Origin of the sequence: Limisphaera sp. VF-2, from assembly GCF_049537125.1 — a bacterium.
In the GTDB taxonomy this organism is placed as follows: Bacteria; Verrucomicrobiota; Verrucomicrobiia; order Limisphaerales; family Limisphaeraceae; genus Limisphaera.
In genome coordinates this window covers 463,551-480,340 of sequence record NZ_JBMVQY010000002.1, presented here as the reverse complement: position 1 = coordinate 480,340, position 16,790 = coordinate 463,551, and the positions used below count along the sequence as shown (strand labels likewise).

Sequence of the window (16,790 nt, the reverse complement as noted above, 5' to 3'; positions counted from 1 at the left end):
TGGCTGCAGGGCTGTAAGCCTGTCAGGTCTGCTTTGCTCCAGGGGGTTCTGCCCGGGACTGCCGAGCAAGCGGCCGAGCGACCAGCGAAGGGCTCCTGAGAAAGGCGGCGCGATTGCATCCCGGTGAGGCGACGGAGCTCCCTCGTCGTGGGCGCGAGGGCGGGTGGCGCCGGTCCAAGTCAACCTCCGGCGACTCAGAACCACACCAGGGCGAGAATGACCGCGCCGAGCACAATTCTGTACCAGCCGAACAGTTCGAAGGTGTGGCGCTGGACGTAAGTCAGACACCACTTCACTGCGATGAACGACACAACGGCCGAGACGACCGTGGCCAGCAGGATCTCAGGCCACGGTTCGAGGGAACCCTGCGTCGGGGGAGTGTGCAATGCCTTGAGGATCTTCAACGCGCCGGCGGCCAAGATCGTGGGAATGCCGACGAGGAAAGAGAACTCGGTGGCCTGGGGTCGGCCGGTGCCAAGCAACAGAGCCAGGAGAATCGTGGCGCCGGATCGGGACGTGCCCGGGAACACCGCCGCGATCAACTGCCCCAGGCCGACGGCCACCGCGACGGGCCAGGTGATCTCGCCGCGGGGAGGGTGCCGGCGCAGTCGGGCTTCGACCGCCAGGAAGGCGATGCCGCCGGCCACGAGGGCCACCGCGACCGGCACGGGACTTTCGGGGAGCTGGAACTGCAACGCCTCCAGCACCACGCCACCGACGCCCGTGAGGACAAAGGCCGTCAACAACTTCAATCCGTAATCGCGACCGCGGCGATCGCTCCACGGGCGGGTCAGCTGTCGCAGACGCTCCGGGAACAGGGGCAACACGGCCAGCACGGCGCCGCACTGGATGACCACGTTGAAGAGGTCACTGCGGTGCCCCACCCCGCCGAGCTGCTCGACCAGCAACAGATGGCCGGTGGAAGAAACGGGAATGAACTCGGTGAGCCCTTCGACGAAGCCCAGCAGAAGGGCAGCCAACCATTCGTTCATGGGAAGTCCCGGGCGCCCGGACAGAAAGGAGCAGAGCCGCTGCGGCGCAACCCCTCTAACTTTCTTTGTTCTTGCGGAACGGCAGGAAGGATCGCCCCTCCTCCTGGCGTTGGCGCACCTTCAACTGGCCCAGGATGGCGTGCAATCCGATGTAAATCTTGTGCCACTGATTCTCGATACTGCGCAGGGCGGCTTCGTTCATTTCGCTCAAGTATCGCAGCGAAGGTGCCAGATTCAACACATTGTGGACCTCTTCCTTGCTGGGCGAGGCGACCTCCACCGAGGCCAGGATCAGTTCCAGCTCCTGCACGATGATGGTCTTGACCTCCAGGAACTGCGCTTCGTCCTCGGGACCGAATTTCTTTTCGCGGGCCAGGTTGACGAAGTGATTGAACTGTTTCCAGCACTCGCAGTAGTTCTCCATTTCCTGGATGAGCTGGTCCAACTGTTTGCTTGCCATAAAGCCTCCTTGCGTTCAGGACGCAGAATTGAAGGGGGTTTGCGGGAACACGAAAATGATGGCTCCGCCGCGCAGTTCGCGCGCGGCAATTTTGAGCCCCTGATAACGCACGACCAAATCGGTCACACTGAGCCCCGCGGTGCGGGCTTCCCGGAAGGTGGTCAGGACATGCAGTCCCAGTTCCCGCACCAGGGAGATGGGATAATCGGACGGCAACGTGGAAGCCAGGAGGTGACCGTTTCGGTCGACGGTGAAACTGCCGGCGGGCAGAGGCCGCAACGCACTGACGGTTTTGCGGAACCATTTCATGGATGCAACAGTGCCACGGCTTTCCGGAGTTGTTCGGCCACCCGCCCCGGCGGCTGCCGTCCCAACCACCCCATCAGCAGGCCGCCTTCTCCCACCGGCGCCAGGCCCACGTGTTGTTGCCAACTGGAGACTTCGATGTCCTGCAGCGGGCCCACGGCCAGCCGTTCCCCCATGTGTTGAAACCGGTCCAGGGTGCGGCGCGCCCACTGGAGGGTGACCTCCGGGGTCTCGGCCCCGCGGCTCTCCGCCGGCGAACCTTCGGCGCGGCCAAAGTGAAGGACACAATCGACTCCTTCCATGGCGGCGATCTGTTCCATGGGCGAGGGAGGCGTCACCCGCTCCGGTTCCACCACCGCCGGTGCAGCGGCGTCGGACTCGTCCATGGCCTGCGCCGTTTCCAACAGCAGCGCGTTGTAGGACTTGAAAATGCGCCGGGGCCGGTCCGGTTCGGGCGGCAACTGTTCGAAGGTGCCGCTCTTCCAGCTCAAAATTCGGGCAAAGGCCTCCTCGCCGACCAACCCCTCGGTTTCGGCGTCCACCAGTTCCCCGCCCAGGATCCAAATCCGGCCGGTCAGCGGGCCGTGGGTAATCCGGAGAAGAGTCGAGTTTTGGGACAGGCACTCCAGCTGAATGATGTCCACCAGGCTCTTGCTTTGCACGCCCCGGAAACCGCCTTCGGCCTCGCGACTGAGCAGGGACTCGAGACAGTCCAGAAACAGCTGCACTTCCTGTTCGTTGCCCGGTTTTTGCCAGTACAAATCCACGCCGAGGGCGTACACCCGGGACCGCAGTTGTTCATCGGTCAGCGCAGTCAGGACGACGGTGCGGAGCTGGGGATATTTGCGCCGGACAACCGCCAGGACCTGGAGCCCGTCCATCCGGGGCATCTTCAGGTCGCAAATGAACAGGTGAAAAGGCTCCTCTTCCAACAGAGCCAGGGCTTTCAATCCGCTGTTCGCCAGCCGGATTTCCGGCTGGCTGGGCAGACGAGTGAGCAACTCCCGGTACAGTTCCAGAAGGTCCGGATCATCGTCTGCCAACAGGATTTTGGGCCGTGACGGCATGGTTCGGGCTGCGTTGTCTCCTGCCTATCGGTTGTCGATGCTCAAAACAAGTTTGTATTGCATGGCCGAACGCCGGGCCTGTGCCCGGCATTGCCCCCACAGGTCTGCGGCAGTCGTCCAGACACCCCGGGGTTGTCCGGATCGCTGCCATCCAGGCTGCCGGATCCGGAACCGCCCCTTGACCCTGGCAAAGCTCCACCCGGCCGGTCCGGAGCAATCCCCGTTCCGCATGAGCGGCTCCGGCCGGGCCCGGGGCGGTTTAGGGTCCACCGCCCGGCAACTCATGCCGGCCAAGTCCCCGTTGCATGGGGCGATTCTGCATCGGCAGGCCACGACCCGGCTTTAGGATTTCTCACGCCCGAGTCCGACTGAGACCAACAGCAGGTCGCTCGAACTCGCAAAAAAGCTCGGAGCCACCGCAACCCACACGGGGCGAGCTTCTGAAGGCGCGCCCCCAAAGAAGAACCTTCGGATGTCCTTGTCGCACGGATTTTGACACTCCGACCGAAGACACAGTCTCAAGAGTGGACAGGAAGCCGTCCAACGGAAGACCGGCGCCCGCACCGGCTTGAAGCTGAAGTTGAGTCTTGGAGAGGTGGAAACGGTTTGGGGTTTTTCCGGACGCGGTACAGCGCCAGTTGGAATGCCGGAATTCGGCCGAGGACGGGTCGGCATCCACCCACCGGCTTTGGCATGTAGTGTGCTCCGTGAAGTCGGGCGTGCAGTCGTTTCTGTCCGGGGTCGCCACGCTCTTGGGCAGTTGCCCGGCGACCGCGTGGGCTCTGGGGAGGGCGGAGGTGGGGAGGTCGGTGGCGTGTGCACTGCCGTGTTATGAACAACGGTCAAAAACTGAGCTTGAAAAGCTGGTGGAAGGCGGCTCTCCGGTGGTTCCAAGACGATCCGGCCACCCGAGAGCCGACCGTGAATGGCGCGGCGTCGGCCGCGGGACCCCAGCGCCAAGCCGCTTCATCCCAGCAGCCAACACCGCCCGGACCGGTGGTGCGGTCTCAGGCCGCTCCGGTCCCGTCCTCCCGCAGCCAAGTGGCCGGACCGGAAAGTCACCCTCCGGCATCCGGGTCCGGATCCAGGGCGACGCTCTCTTCGACTCGCCCCTCCGGCGAGAGGGTGTTCCTCCCCCTGCAGCCCGTGTTGAGGCTGCTGCCCGAGAGTCTCAAGGCCCGGATTCGCCATCCTGTACCGCAAGACCTGGAAATCAGTTTGCCACTGGAGCCACTGCTGCCGCAGTTGCAGACCGGATTGGTGCGAGTGCCATTTGGCGAGTTGCGCCTGGCCGCGCCCGGGGTTTTCTCCGGTGGGCCGGATTGCGACTCGACCCTGGTGCCCCTGCCCCTGGACGAACTGGTGCGGCGGATCGGCCCGGATCGGCTGCCGCGCAGAACACCCCAAAAGGTTTTGACGGTCCCGGAAGATGTGGCCAGCCCGTTCGAGCAGGGGCGAGTCGGGTTCCGAGCCGCAGGCGCAGACCCGGCGTCCGAGGCTTCCGCCACCGGACCAGTCTCGACCGGGGCTCCGTCACTGCGCGTGGTTCCCGCACAACAACTCCGCGAGGTGACCCCGCCTCCAAACGGCGACACGACGGTCACACGCCGGATGCCAACGAGCCCAGCGGGGGCACCGTCTCGGGGCGTGGCTCCCGGCGCCCCCGCGGGCCCCTCGGCCCCCGCTCCGGCGGTGGCGGTACCGATGTCTCCTTTGACTCCTCCGGCCGTGGCGCCTCCGCCCCCGCCGGTGAACGGTCAATCGGTTCGCTTCTCCACAGTGCCGGTGACCGCGCCTCCTCCCGTTGTGCCCCCGCCGACGACCGTGTCTGCTGCGACGACGACGATGACCGCCGGTGCGGAGTCCATGGCCGGCACGGTGCAACTGGCCCTGGACGACCTGGTCCCGGCCTGGCCGGAATCGGTCCGGCAGGAGCTGGCCCGACTCAACCTGCAGGGGGCGCGCCTGGTCCTGCCGGCGGGGATTCTTGAGAAAGGCCTGAAACAGGGCCGTGTGGAATTTCCGTGGCGGTTGGTCCGGGCGTGGATCCGGCCTCCGGTGGCCTCGTATGCCTCGCCCCATGACGCCCTGCCCCTGAGCTTTCCGCTTGCAGCCGTGGTTCCCGCTTTCCTTCAACAGCGCAAGCCGGTGTCGCACGCCAAACGTCAACTGGTTCCGGACCCGAGCATTCCGAGTTTGTTCAGCGACAAGGGAGCACCCCTGGCTGCCCCGGCGGCTTCCGAGACGCCAGTCCCCGGTTCCGGGGCGCCCGCCATGGCTTCCATGGTTGCGTCAGGCACGGGCCCGCGACCGTTGGATACCAATTTCTACAGTGCCGCAGACCTTGCCGAGGGCGGTCCCGCGGCGGGCCCGGCGACGGGAACGCCGGCTACGGCCAGCAGCAGTACCGAGTTGATGCGTCGGCTGGCAACCCCGCAGGAGATCGTGCGGCGGGCGGCAGCATTGGACGGCGTGGCGGGGGCGGTCATCGCTTTGCCGGACGGTCTGAGTGTGGCCAGTCAGGTGCCGTCCCATCTCAACAGTGACACGCTGGCGGCGTTCCTGCCGCAGATTTATGCCAAGGTCAGCCAGTGCACGCAGGAGCTGCGCATGGGCGGCCTGAACAATCTGAGTTTCACCGTGGGCCAGGTGCCGTGGAAGATTTTCAAGGTCAACAACGTGTTCTTTGCTGCATTCGGGCGGGCGGGCGAACCGTTGCCCACGGCGGCCCTGGCGGCCCTGGCCGCGGAGCTGGATCGAAAACCCAAAACCACGTGATTTCGTATGGCCATCATCAACCAGGCAACGCGCGAACTGCAGGTCAAAATCGTGTACTACGGCCCCGCCATGGGCGGGAAAACCACCAATCTGGTCCAGATTCACGACCATGTGCAGACGGCCGCGGGAAACAAGGGCAAGCTCGTCTCCCTGGCCACGAGTTCCGATCGCACGTTGTTCTTCGACTTTCTGCCGATCGAGGCCGTCTCCATTCGCGGGTTCCGGACCAAATTCCAACTCTACACGGTCCCCGGTCAGGTGATCTACAACACCACGCGACAACTGGTGCTGCGGGGCGTGGACGGCATCGTGTTCGTGGCGGATTCGCAGTACGAAAAGATGGCGGAGAACGTGGAGAGCTTCCAGAACCTGCAGGAGAATCTTCACTCCCTGAAACTGGACCTGGACGACATTCCCTATGTGCTCCAGTACAACAAGCGGGATCTGCCGAACGCGGCGCCGGTGGAATACCTGGAATACGTGCTCAACAACCGCGACGTGCAGGTTCCATCGTTCACCGCCTGTGCCAACCGGTGCGAGGGCGTTTTCGAAACGCTCAACATGATCACCCGGCTGCTGTTGCACAAGTTCATCCACCAGAGCATCCCACAGTACGCATGACATGGCTCCGCTGCCCCAATTGCTGGAATCGGACGTGCACGTCCTGGACGGCATCCTGCGCGAACTGCTGGTGCAGTGCGATGCCACCACGGCGCTGCTGACCGACCAGGCCGGGTTCCTGATCACGCACCAGGGAGACGATCAGCAGTTCGATTTGACCACCATGGCGGCGCTGGCAGCCGGGGCGTTCATGGCCAACCAGAGCATCGCCAACCTCCTGCATGAGCCCAACTTTTCCAGCACCTACCAACAGGGCGAACAGTTCAGCCTCTTCATGCGCTGTGTCGAGGGCGGGTGCATGCTCCTGGTGATTTTCCCGGCTCGCGGCAGCGTCGGCGCGGTCAAATACTATGCGAACAGCGCCTGCGAACGCCTGGCCGCCCAGTTGAAGCTGGCGCGCGAACGCAATCCGGGGGCCGGACTGGACCTGGCCGCGCTGAACCTTCTGGACAGCGAGATGCTCTTCCGCCGGAAAAGCTGAGCCGGCCGCCCCGGGCCCGCAGCCCGCCACGGCACCCGGCGCCAACAGGAGTCGGAACTGCGCTGAAACGAAGTTGGAGCCAGTTGTCGGATTCGAACCGACGACCGTCCGATTACAAATCGGATGCTCTACCACTGAGCTAAACTGGCTCAGACCACGCGACGGGTCCGCCGCTTGCTCCCCACCTCCATGCATACGTTGGCCTGTCTCGGGCCGGCACGTCAAGCCTCCCGGCCAGACCCGGCATCCAGCATCGGCGCCCGGTTACCTTGCAGGAGCCCAGAGAATGACTTCCTCCGCCATTCCTGGCGGGATGCCGGCTGCGAGAACGCTCGGACAAGGACTTCCCTTTGAAGCGAACCCGAATCGGAGTGGACATTGCCGCGGGGCCCCGCGACGCCGTCACAAAAAAGGCAACCCCTCAGGGTTGGCTTTTCCAGCGCAGCCAGGCGGCCACCGGGAAATGGTCGCTGGGAAACTGGCCGTCCTGCTGCCAGGCATCGATGCGGATGCGATCCACTTCCGCGGCGCCCCGCACCAGGATCCAGTCGATCCTCGGCCCGCCCACCGGCATGCGCTCGAACCCGTTGAAGGTCCCCAGATTCTCTCCCTCCCGCACCCTGGCCAGCGCCCATGCGTCGGCAAAGAAACCGTCCCGAGTGAGAATGTCATAAGCGGGATTGGCACCGGCCGCCGCGTTGAAGTCCCCGACCAGCAGCACCGGCACGTCCCCGGGCAGGTCGGCCACCCGCTTGCGAATCAGTTCGGCGCTTTTTTCGCGGGCCGCTTGCACCTCATGATCGAGGTGCGTGTTCCAAAAGTAAAACTCCCGGCCCGTCTGTCGGTCATAAAAACGCACCCAGGTCACCATCCGTCGGTTGCGGTTTCCCCACGTGGTGGACGCGATGACCTCCGGGGTGTCCGACAGCCAGAAATGATCGAAGGCGCGGGGTTCGAACCGTCTTTTGCGGTAGAACACGGCCATGAACTCGCCACGGCTCCCTCCATCCCGGCCCAGCCCGATCCAATCATAGTCGGGTAAATCCGCGGCCAGTTCTCGGAGCTGTCCATACAAGCCCTCCTGGGTGCCCAGCACGTCCGGATCGAGTTGGCGGATCAGCCGTACCACGAGGGGCCGGCGCTGGGGCCAGGCGTTGGGCCCGGTGGGACTGGCGTAGCGGAGGTTGTACGTGACCACGCAGAGCGTCGAGGTCCCTTCGGACGATTCGCCTCCGAACGCGTTGCAGAGCAGGAGGAACAGACCGCCGAGGAGCATCCGGGCCCACCGACATACGGCAGGGGCTTGACAAAAAAGCGCACGCATACGGGGCCAGTTTGCGACGGCCACGAGCAGGGGCAACTTCATTCGACGGGCTTTTCTGCCCGGGGCGCAGTTCCCGGTTTGGCCACCCCGAAAAGCCCGGGGGAATCTCAGGCGTCCGGCCGACGGTGCGGCAGAGGGAAAACGGCACCTCCTCCGGGATTCTCGAATCCGGTGCACCACCACCGAAATGCGCTCCGGGCCGGAGCGCCGGCGGACGAACACTTGCCAGGTCGGGGAGGGCTTTCGCAGACTGGGGCGTTACCGGGGCGCCGCGGTCGGCCCGAACAACGTTTCGAGTCACATGATCCGTTCCCTGGCCTTTACGACGCAGGGTCGGTTGCACAGCCGGGACATCGAGCTGTTTCTGATGCCCACGCTGCTGAGCGACACGAACCTGTTTTTGTGGGTGGACCTGGAGAATCCCACGCCGGAGGAAACCAAACGCGTGCTGGAGGACGTTTTCCATTTCCATCCCCTGTCCATCGAGGACTGCGTGATGGTGAGCGAATCGCCCAAGATCGAGGAGTACCATCCCCGCGAGGGCGACCTGTTCCAGCCCTACATGTTCATGGTGATTCACGCGGTGGACTACAGCCGCAAGGATGGCGTGTTTGCAACGACGGAGCTGAACTTTTTTCTCGGGCGCAATTTCCTGGTGACGTACCACGAAAAGCCCGCGCGGGTCGTGCAATTGACCGAGGAGCGGGCCACCCGCGGCACGGGCGGCATGGCCCGCGCCCCGGATCGCGTGGCGTACAACCTTCTGGACACGATCGTGGAGAACTACAAGCCCGCCCTGGACGAGTTGGCCATGGAGATTGCGGAGCTGGAACAACTGGTCCTGCAACGGCCCACCACGGACACCCTCAACAAGATCCTGCAGGTCAAGAAGGAGGTGGTCCACCTGCGCCAGATTATCGGCCCGCAACGGGAGGTGCTGGCGCGGTTGGCCCATGGCGAAACCAAGTTGATCCGCGCCCACATGGTCCCGTACTTCCGCGACGTTTACGACGCGCTTTTCCGGATTTCCGAGATGGCACAGGCGTATGCCGATTCGCTGACGGGCATCCTGCAGGTGTACCTGAACATGTCGTCCAATCAGACGGCCGAGGTGGTGAAGTTCCTGACCATGATCACCGTCATCACCACCCCGCTGATGCTGGTGGGCACGTGGTACGGGATGAACTTCGAGACCATCCGGGAATTCCAATGGCGCTACGGGTATCTGTGGGCCATCAGCCTCACCGTGGTGACCACGTTGCTGACCATCTGGTGGATGCGACGCAAACGCTGGTTGTAAAGGCGGCGGTGAAACCTCCGCACCGCCGTCCCCGTTTCGATTGACCGCCATGGCTGCTGCGAAATCCAGCTTTCTCGACAAGGTCCTCGGCCGGATCGGTCGCCTGGACACGCAAGGGCTGCAGGCCGTGGTCCAGCGACTGGCCCGCGAGCGTTCGTTCCTGGAGACGCTCTTCAACACGATCGAGGACGGCATTCTGGTCACCGACGAGCAGGGGCGGATCCTCTATTTCAACCGGGCGGCCACCCGGTTGCTCGGCCTGGGCGAGGACGTCGAGGGACGCCACGTGAAAGAATGCGTACCGGAGGTGGACTGGGAACAACTGGCGCGGCTGGACACCGCGGGCGGAAATCGGTTCGTGCGCCAGGAATTTGAAATCCAGTATCCCCGGCCGCGGTTCTTGCGGTTGCTGGCCGCACCCCTGGATGGACGTCAGACCGGCACCAGCGGGGTGGCCCTGATCCTGCACGATGCGACGGAGGCACGCCAGCAGACGTTCGAAGCCATCGAGAGCGAGCGCCTCCAGGCCCTCACGCTCCTGGCCGCCAGCGTCGCGCACGAAATCGGCAATCCGCTCAATGCCCTCCACATTCATCTGCAACTGATCGAACGCGAGCTGCGAAAACTGCGCAGCGGGCTCGGCCGCGAAAAGCTCGGTTCTCCGCCTTCCGTGGTGTACCTGCCGGAAGAACCCGCCCCGGGTGCGTTTTCGGGAACCGATCCCGGCTCCATCCTGACCCGCGTGGAACGGTTCCTGGACGTCGCCAAGGGCGAGGTCAACCGGCTGGACTACATCGTCACCCAGTTCTTGCAGGCCCTGCGACCCACGCCGCCCCAGCTGCGACCGGCCTCGCTCAACGACGTGGTGCGCAAAACCCTGGAGCTGCTGCAGCCGGAGCTCGAGAACCGCGGCATCCTGGTCAAAACCCGCCTGTCCCGCACGCTGCCCGAGGCCCCGATGGATCCGGGCCAGATCCAGCAGGTGCTGGTCAACCTGATCAAGAACGCCATGCAGGCCATGACCCGCGGCGGCACCCTGACCCTCCAGACCGGCAGTGGATCCGACGGAGTCTGGGTCAGCGTCAGTGACACCGGATGCGGCATTCCCCAGGACCAACTCCAGCGCATCTTCGAGCCGTTTTTCACCACCAAACAAAAAGGGTCGGGGCTGGGCCTGATGATCGTGCAGCGCATCGTGCGCGCCCACCGCGGCCGCATCGAGGTCGAAAGCCATGTCGGCCGCGGCACCACCTTCCGCATCTGGTTGCCGCTGCACGAGCGACCGCCGCGACTCCTCGAGCCGCCGGCCGCGTCCGACCCGGCCGCCCCCGACACCCGAGCTCCCGACGCGGCGGCCGCTCCGCTTGTCCCCGACAATGCCTCCGCGGCATCCTGAGGCCCGTGGCATGAACAAACCGACCGTACTGATCGTGGATGATGAAAAACCGACCCGCGAAGGTCTGCGGGCCGCCCTGGAGGATCGGTTTGACGTGTACGTGGCCGAAGATGCCCCCTCGGCCATGGAATTGCTCGAGCGCGAACCCGTGGACGTGGTGCTGACCGACTTCCGGCTGCCGCTGGAGGATGGGATGAAACTGATCGCCCGCGCCAAAAGCCTGCCCCGGCCCCCGGTCTGCATCCTGATGACCGCCTACGGTTCCGAGGAACTGGCCGTCGAGGCCATGAAGCGCGGCGCCGACGATTACATCCCCAAGGGCCGCATGCAAATCGACGAGCTCGAGATGCGGATCAACCGCGCGTTGCGGCAGCGGCACCTCGAGGCGGAAAACGTGGCGCTGCATCAGCAGCTGGACCAGCGCTACGGCCTGGAACACCTGGTGGGAGAATCCCCCGCCATGAAGGAGGTCTTCGAGATCGTCCGCCAGGTCGCCCCCACGCGCGCCACCGTCCTGCTGCTGGGCGAAAGCGGTACGGGCAAAGAGGTCATCGCCCGCGCCATCCACCAGCTCAGCCCCCGCGCCCGCATGCCCATGGTCATCGTCCATTGCGCCGCCCTCTCGCCCACCCTGCTGGAGAGCGAGCTGTTCGGTCACGAAAAAGGGGCCTTCACCGGGGCCCACGAACGCCGCATCGGCCGCTTCGAACAAGCCCAGGGCGGCACCCTGTTCCTGGACGAAATCGGGGAGATCGACGCCACCCTGCAGATCAAGCTGTTGCGGTTCCTGGGAGAGCGCACCTTCGAGCGCGTGGGTTCCAACAAAACCCTCACGGCCGACGTCCGCCTCATCGCCGCCACAAACAAGGATCTGGCCCAAATGGTCAGGGCCGGTACGTTCCGCGAGGATCTCTATTTCCGCCTGCGCGTCGTGGAAATCCATCTGCCGCCCCTGCGCGAACGCAAGGAGGACATTCCCCTGCTGGCGCATCGGTTCCTCCAGGAATTCGCGCGCGAGAACAACAAGCCGGTGCGGGATTTCACACTGGACGCCATGGAGGCACTGCTCCAGTACTCCTGGCCCGGCAATGTGCGGGAGCTGCGCACGGCCATCGAACATGCCGTGGTCCTGTGCCGCGGGGATCGCATCACGGCGCGCGATCTGCCGGCCTCGGTCCGCGGCGGCTCCACGACCCCCCCTGCGCCCACGGGGTTGTTGAGCCGCCCCAACCTCACCCTCAAGGAGGTGGAAAAGGAACTCATTCTCCGCGCGCTGCAGGAAACCGGCGGGAACCGGACGCTGGCCGCCAAAAAAATCGGCATCAGCCGCCGCACCCTGCATCGCAAGCTGCGCCAGTACCAAATCGAAGAACAGGAGGGAAACTGAATCCATGCCATTTCTTCAGGACTTGATTCACCAGTTGGAGCAGGGCCCGGGCGCGCGTTATCTGCGGGTGATCCTGGCCGTGCTGGGCGTGGCCGCCTTCGCGGTGGCCTACAACCTGCGGGCTTACAAAAACTTTTCCGCCCCCGAGGCCATGGACATGGCCCAACTGGCGCGCAACCTGGCGGAGGGCCGGGGCTATACCACGCTGTGCATCCGTCCCCTGACCATCCACCTCGTCAAAAAAACCAACGAGGAACGCCAGCGCGTACCCGTGATCAATGGCGTGCGCGACCCGGCCCGGTTGCACACGGGCCATCCGGACATCGTGAATCCTCCGGTTTATCCGGTGCTCCTGGCCGGGCTGTTCAAGGTTCTGCCCCTCCCGCAGCGCGTGGAGGCCCGTCCCCCCTTTCGGTTCGCGCCGGAGATGGCCATCGCCGTGTTGAATCAGGGGCTGTTCCTGGTGTTGCTGGGTCTGACCTTCTGGCTGGCACGGCGACTGTTCGATCCGGCCGTGGCGTGGTTGTCGGCGGTCCTGATGCTGATGACCGAAGTGTTCTGGCGGTTTGCCCTCTCCGGCCTGTCCACCATGCTGGTGCTGGTGTGGTTTGTCCTCCTGGCCATCTGCCTTGTGCAGGCGGAGCAGATCGGCCGTGAGCAGCCGGAACGCTCCGGTCGCCTGTTTGCCTGGGCCGCGCTGGCCGGCCTGGTGGTGGGCCTGGGCTGCCTCACCCGATACGCGTTCGGCTGGTTGATTGTGCCGGCGGTGCTGTGCCTCTGGTGGTTTGCCGGGCCCCGCCGGCGGCCGGCGGCGTTGCTGGCCCTCGCGGTGTTTGTCGTGACCATCACCCCGTGGGTGGTGCGAAACTGGCACGTGAGCGGGCTACCCTTCGGTGCGGCCACCTACGCGGTCCTGGACGGCACCTATGTGTGGCCGGGCGACAAACTGGCGCGTTCCCTGGAACCGCGGTTCGAGGTGCCGGTCGGCATCTCGCCCCTGTCCCCGCTGTGGAACAAGTTTTTTGCGAATCTGAAGTTGATCATGACGCAGGATCTCCTGCGCTTCGGTGGGAGCTGGGTCACCGCACTGTTCCTGGCCGGGTTATTGGTGCCCCTGCTGCATCCCGGCCGGCGGCGGTTGCGCTGGTTTCTGTTGTTGTGCGTGCCCGTGCTCGTCACGATCCAGGCGCTCGGCCGGACGCACCTGTCCGATGAAACCCCGGAAATCAACACCGAGAATCTTCTGATCCTTTTGGCACCGCTGGTCATCGTGTACGGAGCGGCCTTTTTCCTGACCCTGCTGGACCAGATGGAATTGCCCCTCTATTCGCTGCGGTACGGGGTCGTGGCCCTGTTCGTCGGTGTGGTGGCCCTGCCGTTGTGGCTGGTCTTCCTGCCGCCGCGCCCCATCCGAACCGCCTACCCCCCGTACAACCCGTTGATCATCCAGCAAAGCGCCAACTGGTTGCGTCCTCACGAACTCATGATGACGGACATCCCGTGGGCCGTGGCGTGGTACGGGCAACGCCAGGCCGTCCTGCTGACCCGCCACTTCCTGCCGCCGCCGGATGAGGCCAACGCGCCCGACACCTTCTTTGCCATCAACGACTACCTCAAGCCGGTCAACGCGCTCTACCTGACGCCCCGCACCACCGACACGCGCTTTTTGACCGGTTGGGTGCTGGCGGGAGAGCGCAGCTGGGCCAACCTGGTCATCGACGCCCTGGTCACTCGAAGTGTGCCCCCCTGGTGTCCGTTGCGAGCCGCCCCCAGCGGATTCCTTCCGGAACAACTCTTTCTTGCCGACTGGGCCCGTTGGCGCCGCGACGCCGGGCCGCCCGAGCCCGGGGGCTCCGCAAAGCCGTAGCTCCCATTCGCCCGGGGCGCCTCACCGCGCGGCCCCGACCGCCTGTCGCAGCCGCTGCTCCAGGTGCCGCTGTTCTTCCGGCTCCAGAAGTTTCCGCCCCTGTCGGTCCGTCACGTAAAACGTATCGATGGCAGCCCCCCGCTCCGTGCAAATGACGGCCGAGGCAATCGCCACGCCCGCGGCCGCCAGGCACCGCGATATGTCATAGAGAAGCCCGATGCGGTCCTCGGTCTCGATCTCCAGCAGCGTGGAAGTGTCGGAAGCGTCGTTGTCGAAGCGCACGATGGTGGGCAGTCGCTCGCCTTCGTAGCCCTGGTACAACGGACGCAGGCGCCGGTGACGGGCAATGAGCGAGCCCAGGGACACCTCCTGGCCGTGCAACAGATGATTGAGCAACTCGCCAAACTGCCGGCGTTGCTCGGCGGACGGCAGGCCGCCCGTCCGTGCGTCCAGAACCTGAAAACTGTCCAGGGCAATGCTGTCCTGACGCGTGAACACCCGCGCGGCGAGAATGTTGATCCCGCTGGCACTCAGCGCTCCCGTGATGAAACTGAAAAGACCGTCCCGGTCCCACGTGCACACCTTCACCGTCGCACAGCCCCGATCCGCATCCTCGCGCCACCCGATCACCGGCTCCAACGCGCGGTCCTCCGGGCCCACCTGCAGCCGCAGGAATCGGTGAACCAGCTCCAAATCCTCCACCATCTCCGGCACGGTCCGCGTCTCGAAGTACCGGGCCGGCAGTCCCTCGAAATGGGCATGGATCTCATCATCGCCGATTCGAGGGGCACAGTGTTGCCGCACCTGCATCCAAAGCGCCTCCCGCCGCCGCTGCGCCTCCTCCAGAAACTGCGTGTCCCCCGTCAACAACGGCACCGTCTTCTCGTACAGGGTCCGCAACAGAGCGTCCTTGAACCCGTTCCAGAGCTGGTCGCTCGTCGCCTGCGCATCCACAAAGGTCAGCAGGGTCAGGCGCTGCAGCGTGGGTAGATCGCCGACCTGCGCCGCGAACTTTCGAATGACCGCGGGATCGTCCAGGTCCCGCCGCTGGGAAACCACCGCCATGAGCAGGTGATTCTCGATCAACCGCTGCAGGGCCTGGACGGAGGCGCGGTCCAGGCCCAGCCGCCGGGCCACCCGGCCCGCCAGGCGGGCGCTCTGCGCCGCATGCGACCCCTGCGAGCCGTGCCGCCCGGTGTCGTGCAAAAGCAGGGCCAGGTACAACAGCCCGGGGCGTTCCAGAGACTGCAACAGCGGCGCGTAGGCACGGTAGGGCGGTGCGCTGGCCTGCCAGACGCGATCCAACTGCTCGATGCAGACCAGCGTGTGCTCATCGGCGGTGTACTGATGGTAAAACTCGTGCTGGACCAGGCAGGTCAACCGGCCAAACTCCGGAATGTACTTGCCCAGCAACCCCACCTCGTGCATGGCCCGAAGCGTCGGCGCCACGTTGCCACGCTGTTCCAAAATCGCCAGGAACGTCTCGCTCACGTGCGGATCGGTCAGGAAGGGCCGATTCACGTACCGCAAATGCGTTCGGATCAGACGCACCAGGTCCGGATGAAGCCGGTAGCCCCGCTGCTGCGCATGCAGGAACACCCGCATCAACCGCCGCGGCTGTTCCTGAAACACCCACTCGGACGCCGCCCGAACCTGGCCATGCTCGAACACGAAGCCGTCCAGAAACGTCTCCTGCGGTGCCTTGCGACTCCACCACGAACGCAGCCGCCGCAACGAGCCGGACCCCGGCACCAGCGCCCATTGCTCCTCCAGGGTCCGACTGATGAGGTAGATCTGACGGGTATGGGTGTAGAGGTCGCGCATGAACGTCTCGATCCGGCGGCTCGGCGAACGATCGTGGTAACCCAGCGCCCACGCCACGGCCGGCTGAAGATTCTTGCTCAGCACATCCCCGGGACGGCCCAGCTGGTAATGGAGTTCCGTTCGCACCCGCAGCAGGAAGTCGTACGCCGCCTCCAACGCCTTGCGTTCCGCCGGAGTCAGCCGACCCTGGGCCTCCAACTCGCCCATCGACCGCACGCCAAACTTGAAGTAGGCCATCCACAGCAGGTTCTGGTAGTCCCGCAACCCTCCACAGCCGTTTTTGAGATTCGGTTCTTGAAGACACGGCGACTCCCCGTACCGCCGCCGCCGCGCCGCCTGATCCTCCAGTCGGGCCTCGATGTAGGCACGCTCATGGCGCCGGACGCAGCGTGCCCGCAACGCGCGCTGGAATCGTTCGAACAGGTGCACATCCCCCGCCACCCACCGCGATTCCACGAGGGCCGTCTTCGACTGCATATCCGCGTTGGCCGCCTCGACCGCCTCGTCCACCGTGCGCACGGTGTGTCCCACCTTCAGCCCCAGGTCCCACAACGGATACAACACCCCATCCACCAGACGGCTCAGGAGGGAGGAGGGCTGACCACCCTGGCTGACTTCGCCATCGTGCAGGAACATGAAGTCCAGGTCACTGTACGGGTTCAGCTCCCCCCGACCGTACCCACCCACCGCCACGAGGGTGACCGGCGGCTGCGGGGCCGGGCCCGAGCCGGCGGTCTGCTGCAAGGCCGCGTCCCACAAATGCCGCAGCAACACGTCATAAAGCGTCGCGCGCCCCTGACAGACCTCCCGGCCGCCGCCGCCCCGACGGTGCCACATCCGCAGCCGCTGCGATTGCCGCCGCAAAAAAGCGCGGAAACGCTCCAGCTCCTGCGACACGGTTCGCCCGTGCGGCAGCCGGAGCCGCACGGCTGCCTCCGCTTCGATCTGTTCCAACCAGTCTTCCATTCAGTCTCGGCCGCTTTGCTC

13 protein-coding genes and 1 tRNA gene are annotated in these 16,790 nt (G+C 65.0%); 7 read left to right on the top strand and 7 right to left on the bottom strand.

Annotated features, from left to right (window positions below; genetic code table 11):
• Window positions 1–194: 194 nt before the first annotated feature.
• From ACPDIT_RS09290 to ACPDIT_RS09275, 4 genes are read right to left on the bottom strand one after another with little or no spacing between them, the layout of a single operon-like run.
• Window positions 195–992: an undecaprenyl-diphosphate phosphatase gene (locus ACPDIT_RS09290; protein WP_423442924.1), complete on the bottom strand. Its 798-nt coding sequence runs from the start codon at window positions 990–992 to the stop codon at window positions 195–197.
• Between the two features lie 55 nt (window positions 993–1,047).
• Window positions 1,048–1,452: a hypothetical protein gene (locus ACPDIT_RS09285; protein ID WP_423442923.1), complete on the bottom strand. Its 405-nt coding sequence runs from the start codon at window positions 1,450–1,452 to the stop codon at window positions 1,048–1,050.
• 15 nt (window positions 1,453–1,467) lie between these two features.
• Window positions 1,468–1,761, bottom strand: a complete 294-nt coding sequence (locus ACPDIT_RS09280) for a hypothetical protein (protein WP_423442922.1) — start codon at window positions 1,759–1,761, stop codon at window positions 1,468–1,470.
• Complete coding sequence (locus ACPDIT_RS09275) at window positions 1,758–2,825, bottom strand: response regulator (RefSeq protein WP_423442921.1); 1,068 nt, start codon at window positions 2,823–2,825, stop codon at window positions 1,758–1,760. The genes ACPDIT_RS09280 and ACPDIT_RS09275 overlap by 4 nt, the downstream gene beginning before the upstream one ends.
• Window positions 2,826–4,649: 1,824 nt before the next feature.
• Here ACPDIT_RS09275 and ACPDIT_RS09270 point away from each other — a divergent pair.
• The 3 genes from ACPDIT_RS09270 to ACPDIT_RS09260 are packed head-to-tail and all read left to right on the top strand — an operon-like array spanning window position 4,650 to window position 6,705.
• On the top strand, window positions 4,650–5,603 hold the full coding sequence (locus tag ACPDIT_RS09270; protein ID WP_423442920.1) for a hypothetical protein: 954 nt from the start codon (window positions 4,650–4,652) through the stop codon (window positions 5,601–5,603).
• Window positions 5,604–5,609: 6 nt separating this feature from the next.
• Entirely contained in the window at window positions 5,610–6,224 is a 615-nt protein-coding gene (locus ACPDIT_RS09265) for a GTP-binding protein (RefSeq protein ID WP_423442919.1), read from the top strand.
• A gap of 1 nt (window position 6,225) precedes the next feature.
• Window positions 6,226–6,705, top strand: coding sequence for a roadblock/LC7 domain-containing protein (locus tag ACPDIT_RS09260; protein WP_423442918.1), 480 nt, complete (start codon window positions 6,226–6,228; stop codon window positions 6,703–6,705).
• A 74-nt stretch (window positions 6,706–6,779) separates the two neighbouring features.
• On the opposite strand, the gene ACPDIT_RS09255 is transcribed toward ACPDIT_RS09260, so the two are convergent.
• Window positions 6,780–6,854 (bottom strand) — tRNA-Thr (locus tag ACPDIT_RS09255).
• A 272-nt stretch (window positions 6,855–7,126) separates the two neighbouring features.
• Window positions 7,127–8,029, bottom strand: coding sequence for an endonuclease/exonuclease/phosphatase family protein (locus tag ACPDIT_RS09250; RefSeq protein ID WP_423442917.1), 903 nt, complete (start codon window positions 8,027–8,029; stop codon window positions 7,127–7,129).
• 301 nt (window positions 8,030–8,330) lie between these two features.
• On the opposite strand from ACPDIT_RS09250, the gene corA reads away from it, so the two are divergent.
• Genes corA through ACPDIT_RS09230 form a run of 4 tightly spaced genes read left to right on the top strand, consistent with a single transcriptional unit; the run spans window position 8,331 to window position 13,979 of the window.
• Window positions 8,331–9,329 (top strand): magnesium/cobalt transporter CorA, encoded by a 999-nt coding sequence (corA, locus tag ACPDIT_RS09245; RefSeq protein ID WP_423442916.1) that lies wholly within the window; start codon window positions 8,331–8,333, stop codon window positions 9,327–9,329.
• Window positions 9,330–9,378: 49 nt separating this feature from the next.
• Window positions 9,379–10,725 carry a two-component system sensor histidine kinase NtrB gene (locus tag ACPDIT_RS09240; protein ID WP_423442915.1) on the top strand — a complete coding sequence of 449 codons (1,347 nt, stop codon included), beginning with the start codon at window positions 9,379–9,381 and terminating at the stop codon, window positions 10,723–10,725.
• 10 nt (window positions 10,726–10,735) lie between these two features.
• On the top strand, window positions 10,736–12,112 hold the full coding sequence (locus tag ACPDIT_RS09235) for a sigma-54-dependent transcriptional regulator (protein ID WP_423442914.1): 1,377 nt from the start codon (window positions 10,736–10,738) through the stop codon (window positions 12,110–12,112).
• Between the two features lie 4 nt (window positions 12,113–12,116).
• The gene (locus tag ACPDIT_RS09230; RefSeq protein WP_423442913.1) at window positions 12,117–13,979 is read left to right on the top strand and encodes an ArnT family glycosyltransferase; all 1,863 of its coding nucleotides are present in this window, start codon (window positions 12,117–12,119) and stop codon (window positions 13,977–13,979) included.
• 21 nt (window positions 13,980–14,000) lie between these two features.
• On the opposite strand, the gene glnD is transcribed toward ACPDIT_RS09230, so the two are convergent.
• On the bottom strand, window positions 14,001–16,769 hold the full coding sequence (gene glnD, locus ACPDIT_RS09225; protein WP_423442912.1) for a [protein-PII] uridylyltransferase: 2,769 nt from the start codon (window positions 16,767–16,769) through the stop codon (window positions 14,001–14,003).
• Window positions 16,770–16,790 lie beyond the last annotated feature (21 nt).